13 protein-coding genes are annotated in these 13001 nt (G+C 61.8%); 10 read left to right on the top strand and 3 right to left on the bottom strand.

Features of this window, described 5'->3' with window-relative positions:
* Window positions 1–72: 72 nt before the first annotated feature.
* Window positions 73–693, bottom strand: a complete 621-nt coding sequence (locus tag HX807_RS16365) for a TetR/AcrR family transcriptional regulator (RefSeq protein ID WP_003207828.1) — start codon at window positions 691–693, stop codon at window positions 73–75.
* 144 nt (window positions 694–837) lie between these two features.
* Here HX807_RS16365 and HX807_RS16360 point away from each other — a divergent pair, with 144 nt between their 5' ends.
* From HX807_RS16360 to HX807_RS16315, 10 genes are all read left to right on the top strand, one after another.
* The gene (locus HX807_RS16360) at window positions 838–1281 is read left to right on the top strand and encodes a GNAT family N-acetyltransferase (protein WP_003207827.1); all 444 of its coding nucleotides are present in this window, start codon (window positions 838–840) and stop codon (window positions 1279–1281) included.
* Between the two features lie 23 nt (window positions 1282–1304).
* On the top strand, window positions 1305–1670 hold the full coding sequence (copC, locus tag HX807_RS16355) for a copper homeostasis periplasmic binding protein CopC (RefSeq protein ID WP_003207825.1): 366 nt from the start codon (window positions 1305–1307) through the stop codon (window positions 1668–1670).
* A gap of 3 nt (window positions 1671–1673) precedes the next feature.
* A complete protein-coding gene (gene copD, locus HX807_RS16350; protein ID WP_003207822.1) occupies window positions 1674–2531 on the top strand; it encodes a copper homeostasis membrane protein CopD in 858 nt (285 codons plus the stop codon).
* 148 nt (window positions 2532–2679) lie between these two features.
* Entirely contained in the window at window positions 2680–3948 is a 1269-nt protein-coding gene (locus tag HX807_RS16345; RefSeq protein ID WP_008431917.1) for an OprD family porin, read from the top strand.
* A 252-nt stretch (window positions 3949–4200) separates the two neighbouring features.
* The gene (locus tag HX807_RS16340; protein WP_003207819.1) at window positions 4201–5022 is read left to right on the top strand and encodes an NAD(P)-dependent oxidoreductase; all 822 of its coding nucleotides are present in this window, start codon (window positions 4201–4203) and stop codon (window positions 5020–5022) included.
* A gap of 30 nt (window positions 5023–5052) precedes the next feature.
* Window positions 5053–5928, top strand: a complete 876-nt coding sequence (locus HX807_RS16335; RefSeq protein WP_134327015.1) for an SMP-30/gluconolactonase/LRE family protein — start codon at window positions 5053–5055, stop codon at window positions 5926–5928.
* Between the two features lie 51 nt (window positions 5929–5979).
* A complete protein-coding gene (locus HX807_RS16330) occupies window positions 5980–6951 on the top strand; it encodes a TRAP transporter substrate-binding protein (RefSeq protein WP_003207815.1) in 972 nt (323 codons plus the stop codon).
* 67 nt (window positions 6952–7018) lie between these two features.
* Window positions 7019–7546 (top strand): TRAP transporter small permease, encoded by a 528-nt coding sequence (locus HX807_RS16325; RefSeq protein WP_003207813.1) that lies wholly within the window; start codon window positions 7019–7021, stop codon window positions 7544–7546.
* On the top strand, window positions 7547–8827 hold the full coding sequence (locus HX807_RS16320) for a TRAP transporter large permease (RefSeq protein ID WP_003207810.1): 1281 nt from the start codon (window positions 7547–7549) through the stop codon (window positions 8825–8827). It abuts the gene before it with no gap.
* Between the two features lie 194 nt (window positions 8828–9021).
* A complete protein-coding gene (locus HX807_RS16315) occupies window positions 9022–9882 on the top strand; it encodes an aldose 1-epimerase (RefSeq protein WP_134327686.1) in 861 nt (286 codons plus the stop codon).
* 123 nt (window positions 9883–10005) lie between these two features.
* On the opposite strand, the gene HX807_RS16310 is transcribed toward HX807_RS16315, so the two are convergent.
* Both HX807_RS16310 and HX807_RS16305 read right to left on the bottom strand, forming a co-directional pair.
* Window positions 10006–11151 (bottom strand): HlyD family secretion protein, encoded by a 1146-nt coding sequence (locus HX807_RS16310; RefSeq protein ID WP_177050471.1) that lies wholly within the window; start codon window positions 11149–11151, stop codon window positions 10006–10008.
* Window positions 11148–12806, bottom strand: coding sequence for an MFS transporter (locus tag HX807_RS16305; protein ID WP_003207803.1), 1659 nt, complete (start codon window positions 12804–12806; stop codon window positions 11148–11150). The genes HX807_RS16310 and HX807_RS16305 overlap by 4 nt, the downstream gene beginning before the upstream one ends.
* Window positions 12807–13001 lie beyond the last annotated feature (195 nt).

Genomic DNA, 13001 nt, shown 5'->3' with positions numbered 1-13001 from the left:
CTCCGCGTCACGACCTTAAGAGCGGACGCAGAGCGTCCAGGGCGGCATTCCCACGCGGAGCGTGGGAACGATCTAGGGCTCCAACCCGATCCCCCGCAGGATCACACTCGTCACCGTCTGCACCGCCCGCTCAAACTGCATGTCCGACAACGGCTGATGGTCATTCAGGATCTTCACCTGATGGTCAAAGTCGGCATAGTGCTGGGTCGACGCCCAGATCATATACAGCAGGCTCGACGGCTCCACCGGCAAAATCCGCTTGTCCTCCACCCACTGGCGAATCTTCGCTTCCTTCATCTTGGCCCAGTCATACAGGCTCACATCCAGCGCCTCCCCCAGGGTTGGCGCGCCGTGGATGATTTCATTCGCCCAGACTTTCGAACCATAAGGCCGGCTGCGGGAATGTTGCATCTTGGCGCGGATGTAGCTGCTGAGCACCACCCGCGGGTCGTCGAACATCTCGAAGCACAAGGCGTCCTGCTTCCACACCTCCAGCAGGTCGAACAACACCGCGCTGTACAGCTCGCTCTTGGTACTGAAGTAGTAATGCAGGTTGGAGCGCGGCAGTTGCACTTCTTCAGCGATGTCGGCCATGGCGGTGCTGCCATAGCCCTTCTCGGCGAAGACCTTTTCAGCCGCCAGCAGAATCTTTTCGACGTTGACCCGACGAATACCGATCTTGTGATTGCCCATAAGGGCTCCCTGACAACAACATGGCTTCAAGACTACCATCCGCTCTAGATCGCGGCGACACGCCACTGTGAAACTTCGTACAAGAACCTTCCCCGCCGATAGCGGATTGGTTAGCATCGCCATCCCCTCGAAGGATCATCCCCCATGACTATTCGACAGCGAAGCGCGTGCGACGACCCGGTGCTGGGTGCACTGTGGGAACGCTCGGTGCGCGCCACCCATGACTTTCTCAGCGAAGACGACATCCAGCGCCTGCTGCCCCTGGTACGCGACTGCTACCTGCCGATGCCCGCACTTGAAGTGTGGGTGTACGAAGATACCCAAGGCATTGGCGGCTTCGTCGGCACCGGCGGCAATAATGTCGAGATGCTGTTTATCGACCCGAACCGACGCGGCCAGGGCATCGGTCGCCAGTTGCTGGACTTCGTACGCGCCCGCCACGACACCCTGCGGGTCGACGTGAACGAGCAGAATCCACAGGCCGTGGGTTTCTACCTGCACTATGGTTTTATCCAGACCGGCCGCTCGCCCGTCGATGGCGAAGGCAAGCCCTTCCCCTTGTTGCACATGGCACTACCGAACGACTGACTCTCACCTGAAGGTATTGAACAATGTTGATCAAGAAGACCCTCACCACCGTTGCCCTGCTCGCTTCCCTGCTGGGCGCCTCGGCCGCGTTTGCCCACGCCCACCTGAAAAGCTCGGAGCCTGCCGCCGACAGCAGCGTCGCCGCGCCCAAGGACCTGCGCCTGACGTTCAGCGAAGGCGTTGAAGCGACCTTCACCAAGGTATCCCTGAGCAAGGACGGCACCGAAGTCGCGATCAAGGGCCTGGAAACCCCGGACGCCGACAAGAAAGTATTGGTGGTGACACCGGCCGCACCCTTGGCCGCCGGCACCTACAAAGTGGTGTGGAACGCGGTCTCGGTGGATACCCACAAGAGCAACGGTGAATACAGCTTCAAGGTCGGCCAGTAATCCATGGCCACCCTGCTGGTGCTGTGCCGTTTCCTGCATTTCATCGTCGTGCTGTTGATGTTCGGGGCCTGTGTGTTCAGGCCCTGGCTGCTGGGCGCGGGACCGCAACCGGTGCTGGACCGCCAACTGTCGCGCATCACCCAAGGGTTGGCGTGGCTGGCATTGGTGTCGGGGGTGGCGTGGCTGCTGTTGATCAGCGCGAGCATGGCCGGTGTCGGGCTGGGCGCGCTGGAATGGTCGACCGTGCAGTTGGTGCTGGGCAAAACCTTCTTCGGCCAGGTCTGGACCTGGCACTTGCTACTGAACGTGCTGCTGGTTCTGGGCCTGATGACGCCGTGGAAAGCGTTGCGCCTGCCGCTCTGTGCATTGCTGCTGGCGACACTGGCACCGGTGGGCCATGGCGCCATGCTCAATGGCATGGCCGGACAGTTGCTGATCCTCAATCAGGTGGTGCACCTGGTGTGTGTCGGTGCCTGGCTGGGCGGCCTGCTCCTGCTGGTGTTGATCCTCAGGCAATCGCCCCGCTATCCGTTGGAACCGATCCTCAAGCGCTTCAGTGGCATCGGTTATGGCCTGGTGACAGGGCTGCTGGTGACCGGATTGATCAACGTGCGGGTGCTCACCGGGCAGTTCTGGCCGACGCCCTTGTTCACAGGGTTCGCCCTGATCCTGTTGATCAAGGTGCTGCTGGTGTTCGGCATGCTCGCCCTGGCGCTGCTGAACCGCCTGCGGATTCACAACTGTGAGCAGCGGCTGCCTGCCTTGAAGGCCAGCGTAATGATTGAATGGTTACTAGGTGTTTCAGCGGTAGCCGCCGTTTCGCTGCTTGGCACCTTGCCGCCCATGGTTGCAGCGGGATAACTCCTTCCCCCCTGACTCCCTTCACGCAGGGAGTCATCGTATAACTTTCGATTGACATCCCCCTGAAACCTCGCAAATATCGCCCTCAATGTTGTACGACAACGTATAACAAAAAATAAAAACAACAAAAAGACAAGGGAGCGTCACTGTGAGCCAACACGTCCGCCAGTTCTCCGGCACCACCCGTTTTGCCGCCATCGGTTTGAGCAGCCTGGCCTTTACCCTCCCCGCCACCGCCTCGGCAGAAGGCTTCATCGATGACGCCACCGCCACGCTCAACCTGCGCAACGCCTACTTCAACCGCAACTTCACCAACCCCGCCTACCCCCAGGGCAAGGCCGAGGAGTGGACGCAAAACTTCATTCTCGATGCCAGGTCCGGCTTCACCCAAGGCACCGTCGGTTTCGGCCTGGACGTGCTGGGCCTGTACTCGCAGAAACTCGACGGCGGCAAAGGTACCGCCGGCACCCAACTGCTGCCGACCCGCAGCGATGGCCGCCCTGCCGATAACTTCGGGCGCCTGGGCGTGGCGCTGAAAACCAAGCTGTCGAACACCGAATTGAAAGTCGGCGAATGGATGCCGGTACTGCCGATCCTGCGCTCGGATGACGGCCGCTCACTGCCGCAAACGTTCCGCGGCGGCCAGGTAACGTCCAGGGAAATCGCCGGCCTGACCTTGTATGGCGGCCAGTTCCGCGGCAACAGCCCGCGCAACGACGCGAGCATGGATGACATGTTTCTCAACGGCAAAGCCGCATTCACCTCGGACCGCTTCAACTTCGGCGGCGGCGAATACACCTTCAACGACAAGCGCACCCAGGTTGGCGTGTGGTACGCCGAACTCAGTGACATCTACCAGCAACAGTATTTCAACCTCACCCACAGCCAGCCCGTGGGCGACTGGACCCTGGGCGCCAACCTCGGGTTCTTCACCGGCAAGGAAGACGGCAAGGCCCTGGCCGGCGACCTCGACAACAAAACCGCGTTCGCCCTGCTCTCGGCCAAATACAAAGGCAACAGCTTCTATATCGGCCTGCAGAAACTCACCGGCGACAGCGCCTGGATGCGGGTCAACGGCACCAGCGGCGGCACCCTGGCCAACGACAGCTACAACGCCAGCTACGACAACGCCAAGGAAAAATCCTGGCAGGTGCGGCACGACTTCAACTTCGTGGTACTGGGCATTCCCGGGTTGACCATGATGAACCGCTACATCAGTGGCGATAACGTGCACACCGGGGCGATCACCAATGGCAAGGAGTGGGGCCGTGAGTCGGAACTGGCCTACACGGTACAAAGCGGTCCACTGCGGGACCTGAATGTGCGCTGGCGCAACGCAACGATGCGCCGGGATTTCAGTACCAACGAGTTTGATGAAAACCGGATATTCATCAGTTACCCGCTGTCGTTGTTATAGCGGTTTACAAACAACCGGAAAGGCTTTTGTGGCGGGGGAGCTTGCTGTGGCGAGGGAGCTTGCTCCCGCTGGGCTGCGCAGCGGCCCCAAAATCTTGGGAGCGCTTCGCACTCCAGCGGGAGCAAGCTCCCTCGCCACAGGACAGCGATGAGCCTCTATCAACTTCGACCAATAGTGCGTTGACAAGTGTAGGAAACCCTAAGGATACTTCGGATCAGTCATACGACAACCTACAACAATAACGGGATCACCATGACCACCACAACCGCCCCTACCCCGTTCAACCGCTTGCTGCTCACCGGTGCCGCCGGTGGCCTGGGCAAAGTCTTGCGCGAACGCCTGCGTCCTTACGCCAAGGTACTGCGCCTGTCGGATATCGCCGACATGGCCCCGGCCGCTGACGACAGCGAAGAAGTATTGCCTTGCGATCTTTCCGACAAACAAGCCGTGCACCAACTGGTGGAAGGCGTCGATGCGATCCTGCATTTCGGCGGCGTATCGGTGGAACGCTCGTTCGAGGAAGTGCTGGGCGCGAACATCTGCGGGATCTTCCACATCTATGAAGCGGCGCGCCGCCATGGGGTCAAGCGCGTCATCTTCGCCAGCTCCAACCACGTGATCGGCTTCTACAAGCAGGACGAAGCCCTCGACGCCCACTCCCCGCGCCGCCCCGACAGTTACTACGGGCTGTCCAAATCCTACGGCGAGGACATGGCCAGTTTCTACTTCGATCGCTATGGCATCGAGACCGTCAGCATCCGCATCGGCTCCTCGTTCCCCGAACCCCAGAACCGCCGGATGATGCACACCTGGCTGAGCTTCGACGACCTCACCCAACTGCTCGAACGCTCGCTGTACACACCGAATGTCGGGCATACCGTGGTCTACGGCATGTCGGATAACCTCGATGTGTGGTGGGACAACCGCTTCGCCGCGCACCTGGGCTTCACCCCGCGGGACTCTTCCGAAGTATTCCGCAAACAGGTGGAAGCCCAGCCGATGCCCGCTGCCGACGACCCGGCGCGGGTGTACCAGGGTGGCGCGTTTTGCGCCGCCGGCCCGTTCGGTGACTGACCACAGACCAACCCAAGGGAATGAGTGGCCATGCAAGCAGAACTGATTGTCGACGCCCGCAACGCCGTGGGTGAATGCCCGGTGTGGGTACCCGGGGAAAACGCCCTGTACTGGGTGGATATTCCCACAGGCGAACTGCAACGCTGGAACGCCACCAGCGGCCAGGCGCAGGCCTGGAAAGCTCCGCAGATGCTCGCCTGCATCGCCCGCACCTCGGCGGGCGATTGGGTTGCGGGCATGCAAACCGGGTTTTTCCGGCTGACGCCCCACAACGATGGCAGGCTCGACACTGCGCCCCTGGCCAGCGTCGAGCACGCCCGCCCGGACATGCGCCTGAACGATGGCCGCTGTGATCGCCAGGGCCGGTTCTGGGCCGGCAGCATGGTGCTGAACATGGCCGAGAATGCGGCCGACGGTGCACTGTACCGCTACGAAACAGGCGGGGCGGTTCACACTGCACTCAACGGTTTCATCACCCCCAACGGCCTGGCCTTCAGCCCGGACGGGCGCACGATGTACCTCTCGGATTCGCACCCGTTGGTCCAGCAGGTCTGGGCCTTCGACTACGACATCGACAGCGGCACGCCGTCCAATCGGCGGCTGTTTGTGGATATGCACCAGTTCCTCGGCCGCCCCGACGGAGCCGCCGTGGATGCCGAAGGTTGCTACTGGATCTGCGCCAACGATGCCGGGCTGGTCCACCGCTTTACCCCCGACGGCCGTCTCGACCGCTCACTGGCCGTGCCGGTGAAAAAACCCACCATGTGCGCCTTCGGTGGCAGCCGCCTGGACACCCTGTTCGTCACCTCGATCCGCGACGACCACAGTGCCCAGTCGCTGGCCGGCGGCGTGTTTGCCCTCAACCCCGGGGTCACCGGATTGCCGGAGCCCACCTTCATCCTCTAGCTGCATCGCTGTGCCTTGAATAAAACAATAACAAGACTGGAGAGACACCCCATGGACTTCAAACGCACTTTGCTCCTCGCCGCACTCCCCTTCACCTTCGTCTTCGCCGGTGCCGCCCACGCGCTGGAAATCAAATTCGCCGACATCCACCCCGCCGGCTACCCCACCGTCGTCGCCGAAGAACAGCTGGGTAAAACCCTGGTGGCCGAAAGCAACGGCGGCCTGACCTTCAAGATGTTCCCCGGCGGCGTGCTGGGCTCGGAAAAGGAAGTGGTGGAACAGGCCCAGGTCGGCGCGATCCAGATGGCCCGGGTCAGCCTCGGCATCGTCGGCCCGGTGGTGCCGGACGTGAACGTGTTCAACATGCCGTTCGTGTTCCGCGACCAGGTGCATATGCGCAAGGTCATCGACGGCGAGATCGGCGATGAAATCCTCGCCAAGATCACCGACTCCGAATTCAACCTGGTGGCGCTCGCCTGGATGGACGGCGGCACGCGCAACCTCTACACCAAGAAACCGGTGCGCAAGATCGAAGACCTCAAGGGCATGAAGATCCGCGTGCAGGGCAACCCGATCTTCATCGAAACCATCAACGCCATGGGCGGCAACGGCATTGCCATGGACACCGGCGAGATCTTCAGCGCCCTGCAGACCGGCGTGATTGACGGCGCGGAAAACAACCCGCCCACCCTGCTGGAACACAACCACTACCAGAACGCCAAGTTCTACAGCCTGACCGGCCACCTGATTCTGCCCGAGCCCATCGTGATGTCGAAAATCACCTGGAACAAGCTCACCCCCGAGCAACAGGTGCTGGTGAAGAACACCGCCAAAGCCGCGCAGATCCAGGAGCGCGAGCTGTGGGACGCCAAGTCTGCCAGCAGTGAAGCCAAGCTCAAGGCTGCTGGCGTCGAGTTCATCGACATCGACAAAAAACCGTTCTATGAGGCCACCGCTTCGATTCGCGACAAGTACGGCGCGCCCTACGCCGACCTGATCAAGCGCATCGAAGCCGTCGAGTAACCCTTTTTCCTCTCATAGATAAGGCCCGGCGCGGTCGGCATCGACGCGCCCGGTTACGGTGAACGCCATGAAGAATTTACTGCTGCGCATCAACGACCGCATTTACATGAGCTGCATCTGGATCGCCGGCCTCGCCGTTCTCGGCGTCGCGCTGATCATTCCCTGGGGCATCTTCGCCCGCTACGTGCTCGGCACCGGCTCCAGCTGGCCGGAGCCCACCGCCATCCTGCTGATGCTGGTGTTCACCTTTGTCGGCGCCGCCGCCAGCTACCGCGCCGGGGCGCACATGTCGGTGGCCATGGTCACCGACCGCCTGCCGCCCGGCCAACGCCGAATCGTCGGCATCGTCTCGCAATTGCTGATGGCAACCATCTGCCTGTTCATGACGATTTGGGGCAGCAAATTGTGCCTGTCGACCTGGAACCAGTTCATGAGCGCCATGCCGACCTTGCGGGTGGGCATCACCTATATGCCGATCCCGATCGGTGGCTTGCTGACCCTGGTTTTTGTGCTGGAAAAACTCCTGCTGGGTGACCAGAGCAACCGTCGGGTCGTGCGCTTCGACCTGGTTGAAGAAAGTGAAGGGGCTGCCTGAATGGACGCATTGATTCTGTTGGGCAGCTTTATCGCCCTGATCCTGATTGGCATGCCGGTGGCCTACGCCCTGGGGCTTTCTGCGCTGATCGGCGCGTGGTGGATCGACATTCCGTTCCAGGCCCTGATGATTCAGGTGGCCGGCGGGGTGAACAAGTTTTCGCTGATGGCGATTCCGTTCTTCGTGCTGGCCGGGGCGATCATGGCCGAGGGCGGCATGTCGCGCCGGCTGGTGGCGTTTGCCGGGGTGCTGGTGGGGTTTGTGCGCGGAGGCCTGTCCCTGGTGAACATCATGGCCTCGACGTTTTTTGGCGCGATCTCCGGCTCGTCGGTGGCCGATACGGCGTCTGTCGGTTCGGTGCTGATTCCGGAAATGGAACGCCAGGGCTATCCCCGTGAATTCGCCACCGCCGTCACCGTGAGCGGCTCGGTACAAGCCTTGCTGACGCCTCCGAGCCACAACTCGGTGCTCTACTCCCTGGCGGCGGGCGGCACCGTGTCCATCGCCTCGCTGTTCATGGCCGGCGTGGTCCCGGGCCTGCTGATGAGCGCCTGCCTGATGGTGCTGTGCCTGATCTTCGCGAAAAAGCGCAACTACCCCAAAGGCGAAGTGATCCCCCTGAAACAGGCACTGAAAATCTGCGCCGACGCATTGTGGGGCCTGATGGCCATGGTGATCATTCTTGGCGGGATTCTGTCGGGCATCTTCACCGCCACCGAGTCGGCGGCGATTGCGGTGTTGTGGGCGTTCTTCGTGACCATGTTCATCTACCGCGACTACAAATGGAGCGAGCTGCCCAAGCTGATGCACCGCACGGTGCGCACGATCTCCATCGTGATGATCCTGATCGCGTTCGCCGCCAGCTTCGGCTACATCATGACCCTGATGCAGATCCCGGCGAAGATCACCACGATGTTCCTGACCCTGTCGGACAACCGCTACGTGATCCTGATGTGCATCAACGCCATGCTGCTGTTGCTGGGTACGGTGATGGACATGGCGCCGCTGATTTTGATCCTCACGCCGATTTTGCTGCCGGTGATCCTGGGGATTGGCGTCGACCCGGTGCACTTCGGCATGATCATGCTGGTGAACCTGGGGATCGGCCTGATCACCCCGCCGGTGGGTGCGGTGTTGTTTGTGGGGGCGGCGGTGGGCAAAGTCAGCATCGAGAAGACCGTGAAGGCGTTGCTGCCGTTTTATGGCGTGCTGTTTTTGGTGCTGATGGCCGTGACCTACATTCCGGCGTTGTCGTTGTGGTTGCCGGGGTTGGTGTTATAAGCCCCACACTGCGTGTAGCGAGGGAGCTATTGTGGAGAGGGAGCTGCTGTGGCAAGGGAGCTTTCTGTGGCGAGGGAGCTTGCTCCCGCTGGAGTGCGAAGCGCTCCCGCTTTTTTGGGGCCGCTCCGCAGCCCATCGGGAGCAAGCTCCCTCGCCACACAAGCATTCATCATTCAATAGGTCTGCTGACACTCATGATGCTTGAACTCGAAGACAACCTGACCCACCTGACGCTGGCGCCAGCGTTGGGCGGGAGTATCGTCAACTGGACAGTACGCAGCAGCGGCCAGCCCTTGCTACGCCACACCGATCAACAGTCGCTGGCCAGCGGCCTGCCGGGGAAGCTTGCGTGCTTCCCGCTGGCGCCCTGGTCGAACCGGGTTGCCGAAGGTGGCTTTGATAACCCATCAGGGTGGTTGGGACTTGAGCCCAACAGCCCGCTGGACCCGCTGCCAATTCATGGCAGTGCCTGGCAACAGGTGTGGCAGGTGGTCAGCCAGACGTCAGACGAAGTGGTGTTGCAACTGGACAGCAGCACACCCTTTGCGTATCGCGCCGAGCAGCGGGTTCAGTTGAAGGGCGGCAAGTTGAGCATCACCTTGCGCGTCACGCACCTGGCGGAAACGGCGACGTGGCATGGGCTGGGATTGCATCCGTATCTACCCCGCAGGCCGGGCACGCAATTGCAGGCAAAGGCTTCGCAGGTATGGATGAGTGATGCGGCGAAATTGCCGACAGGCCTGGCTGCCGTGCCCGCCGAGTGGGATTTTCAACACCCAGAATCGTTGCCCGAGACACTGGTGGACAACGGTTTTTGCCAGTGGGACGGGCGCTGCGTCATCCAGCAGCCAGACCTGGGTTACACCCTGGAATGCCAGGCCACCGGCAGCGACTATTACCTGCTGTATTGCCCGCCGGGGCTGGATTTTTTCTGCTTCGAGCCGGTGAGTCATCCGGTGAATGCCCATCACCTGCCGGGTAGGCCGGGATTGAAGCTGTTGGAACAAGGCCAGTCGGCAGAACTCAGTTTCAGCCTGCAATACAAAACCCTCTAACAACACAAAACCCATGTGGGAGCGGGCTTGCTCGCGAATGCGGTGGATCAGTCAACACATCTGCGACTGACACTCCGCATTCGCGAGCAAGCCCGCTCCCACATTTTTGATCTCCATTGTGTCTTAGGGAGGGGTGTTTTTCAGGCGCCCCGCCGTGTCGATACTCACCACCACCGATAACCCCGGTCGCAGCCGTTCACTCTGCTCCTGCCCCGGATCCACGGTAATCCGCACCGGCACCCGCTGGGCGATCTTGACGAAGTTGCCGGTAGCATTGTCCGCCTGCAACAGGCTGAACTCCGACCCGGTCGCCGGGGAAATGCGCTGCACCGTGCCGTGAAACTCGCGGTGGTCCAGGGCATCCACGGTAAAGGTCACCGGCTGGCCAACCTGCACGTTGTCCATCTGGGTTTCTTTCATGTTGGCGATCACCCACAGCTGGTTCGGCACCAGCGCCATCAACTGCGCGCCGCTGTTGACGTAGGCCCCGAGGCGCACGCCAATCTGGCCCAGTTGCCCGTCACGCGGGGCGATGATCCGGGTGTTCGACAGGTCGATACGCGCCAGCTCCACCGCCGCATCGGCACTGGCCACCGCCGCCTCCAGCGAACCGCGATTGACGATCACTGTCTGCAAATCCTGCCGGGCGATTTCCAGGTTGGCCTGGGCCTGGGCCACGGCCGCGATGGTTTGCGCATTGGCGGCGCGGGTCACGTCCAGCTCGCGTTTGGACACCGACCCATCGCTGATCAACTCCTCATTGCGGCGCAAATCCGCGGTGCTTTTGCGGGCCTGGGCCTGGCTGTCCATCAAGGCCGCCTGACGCAGCTTGATGGTCGCCTCGGCGCTGTTGCGTTGCTGCACCACATTGGCCAAGGACGCCTGCTGCACCGCCAATTGCGCCTGGGCCTGATCAAGGCGCTGCTTGTAGATACGGTCATCGAGGCGCACCAGCAAATCCCCGGCCTTGACGTACTGGAAGTCCGTCACCGGCACTTCATACACGTAGCCGCTGAGCTGCGGCCCGATGATCGTCACCTGGCCGCGCACCAGGGCGTTTTCGGTGGTTTCCACGGCGCTGCTGAAGGGCGGCAACTGCCAGGCGTAGAGCACGATCAGCACGCCGATAATCGCAATCGCGGCAAAGCCCATGGAAGAGATGATGCGCACCCGCAAGGAGCGCGGTTCGGTGGCCGGCATGCTCGGCGGCGCGGTGCCTTCCGGCGTGGAAGCGATGGCGTTGGTGGTGGTCGTCGTCGGTTCGGTCATGAAGAAAGTGCGCCGCTGGGTTGAACGGGAGGCGCTGCACTGGCGGCAGCTTTAGTGGTACTCATCAGCCAGAGGCTGCGGATAAAGATCCAGATCATGGTGAGTATGGCGATGATCGCGATCAGCATGAACACATCGTTGTAGGCCATCACATTCGCCTCGCGGGTGGCGGCCGTGGCCAGGCTGCGAATGCCCATGAGGTTGCGCAGCTCGGGGTCGGCGATCACCCCGCCATAGGCCGAGCCGCCGCTGGCCACCCGTGCGGCCACACGCGGGTCGAGCAGGGTCAGGTGTTCGACGATCATGCTGGAATGGAATTTCTCCCGCACGATCTGGAACGTACCGAGCAATGCCGCACCAATCAGGCCGCCGAGGTTCTGGCAGATCCCGAACAGCACCGAGAAACTCACCAGGTTCCTGGGGTTGGTCAGTACGTTCTTCGTGCCCAGGACCATGGTCGGCCCGAGGAAGAACGTGCCGCCAAAGCCTAGCAGGAACTGGCTGATGTACATGTTTTGCGGGCGCGTGAGGTTGCTGGAGAAACTGTCCATCACCGAGCCCACTGCCATGAAGGCCAGGGAGATGATCAGCGGCATCAGCAAATGCGCGGGGTTGATGGTCAGCGCGCTCACGGCCAGGCCGGCAATCGCCCCCGCCAGCATCACCCAATACAGCGTGCGCATCTGCTCGTTGCTCATGTTCAGCATCTGCATGAAGCCCACGGCGCCGGTGGACTGCTCCGAGAGCACCATGCGAATCAGCACCACCGCCAACGCCAGGCGAATCATCGCCCCGCTGCCCAGCCAACGGGTCATCAGCAACGGGTTGGAGCGGTTATGCTCGATGGCAAGGCCGGCCATGATCAGCACCAGCGAGCAGGCCGAGGCGATACCGATCCACGGCGCTTCCAGCCACCAGTCGATACGGCCCAGGGACAGCACCGCGCAGAGCAAGGCAACGCCGGTGGCGAGGATGGCGAAGGTCAGGAAGTCGAGTTTTTCGAAGGTCTTGAAGCGGTCGCCCGGGGGCAACTTGAGCAGGAATACGCAGCCCAGGCAGGTCAGGGCCATGCCCAGTTCGAACAGGTACAGGCCGCGCCATTCGGCGATTTGCAGCAGGTCTTCGGAGAACAGTCGGGCCAGGGGCAACGCCAATTGCGCGGTGCCCAGGCCGAGCACCAGGGCTTTCATCCGCCACTTTGCGGGAAAGGCCTGGATCATGTAGTAAAGGCCCAGGGAACTGAGGGCGGCGCCGACCATGCCGTGGGCCGCGCGTACGGCGATGGCCGAGCTGAGGTCGTTGACGAACAGGTGGCCGAAGGTGACCAGGGCGTAGAGCACCAGGAACACTTCGGTGAACGCACGCAGGCCGAATTGCTGGCGGAATTTCACCAGCAGCAGGTTCATGGAGACGTTGGTCATGACGTAGGCGGCGGGGAGCCAGGCCATCTCGGCCGTCGTCGCGCCCAGGGCGCCCTGGAGGTACACAAGGTTGGCGATCACCAGCGAGTTGCCGAGGCCACCGGTGATTGCCACCAGTACGCCAACGAGGGCGTAGGCCCAGCGCTTGCGGGTGGAATGCAGCGGCGTCGACGGCGAGCCCGGCAGGCTCGGGCGCTCGTGGGGCTGCCAGGTGTGGGGGGTGTATTTGTCCATTCGGTGGCCTTGATGACCGGCGTTTGGGGCCGGTGGAACGGTTACTCAGGGAGTAGTAAACCTGAGTGGAGTTCAACTTGCCATCTTGGGAGGGATTTGGGCGGTTGGGGTGCATATCCGTTGCTGCGGTAACGGTTGCTTATGGTTCCGCTCTTACATCGGCTCACTTCTTAACAGCGCAAAAGTAAGCAAAAC

The sequence above is a fragment of the Pseudomonas sp. D8002 genome (assembly GCF_013385695.1).
Lineage (GTDB): Bacteria > Pseudomonadota > Gammaproteobacteria > Pseudomonadales > Pseudomonadaceae > Aquipseudomonas.
Note: the sequence above shows the minus strand (reverse complement) of the source record. Positions and strands in the feature narration are given on the sequence as shown.

What these genes read in the sequence shown, in the direction of transcription:
- HX807_RS16365 (WP_003207828.1), bottom strand. Translation starts at nt 693, where the DNA reads ATGGGCAATCACAAGATCGGTATTCGTCGGGTCAACGTCGAAAAGATT.
- HX807_RS16360 (WP_003207827.1), top strand. Translation starts at nt 838, where the DNA reads ATGACTATTCGACAGCGAAGCGCGTGCGACGACCCGGTGCTGGGTGCA.
- copC (WP_003207825.1), top strand. Translation starts at nt 1,305, where the DNA reads ATGTTGATCAAGAAGACCCTCACCACCGTTGCCCTGCTCGCTTCCCTG.
- copD (WP_003207822.1), top strand. Translation starts at nt 1,674, where the DNA reads ATGGCCACCCTGCTGGTGCTGTGCCGTTTCCTGCATTTCATCGTCGTG.
- HX807_RS16340 (WP_003207819.1), top strand. Translation starts at nt 4,201, where the DNA reads ATGACCACCACAACCGCCCCTACCCCGTTCAACCGCTTGCTGCTCACC.
- HX807_RS16335 (WP_134327015.1), top strand. Translation starts at nt 5,053, where the DNA reads ATGCAAGCAGAACTGATTGTCGACGCCCGCAACGCCGTGGGTGAATGC.
- HX807_RS16330 (WP_003207815.1), top strand. Translation starts at nt 5,980, where the DNA reads ATGGACTTCAAACGCACTTTGCTCCTCGCCGCACTCCCCTTCACCTTC.
- HX807_RS16325 (WP_003207813.1), top strand. Translation starts at nt 7,019, where the DNA reads ATGAAGAATTTACTGCTGCGCATCAACGACCGCATTTACATGAGCTGC.
- HX807_RS16320 (WP_003207810.1), top strand. Translation starts at nt 7,547, where the DNA reads ATGGACGCATTGATTCTGTTGGGCAGCTTTATCGCCCTGATCCTGATT.
- HX807_RS16315 (WP_134327686.1), top strand. Translation starts at nt 9,022, where the DNA reads ATGATGCTTGAACTCGAAGACAACCTGACCCACCTGACGCTGGCGCCA.
- HX807_RS16310 (WP_177050471.1), bottom strand. Translation starts at nt 11,151, where the DNA reads ATGACCGAACCGACGACGACCACCACCAACGCCATCGCTTCCACGCCG.
- HX807_RS16305 (WP_003207803.1), bottom strand. Translation starts at nt 12,806, where the DNA reads ATGGACAAATACACCCCCCACACCTGGCAGCCCCACGAGCGCCCGAGC.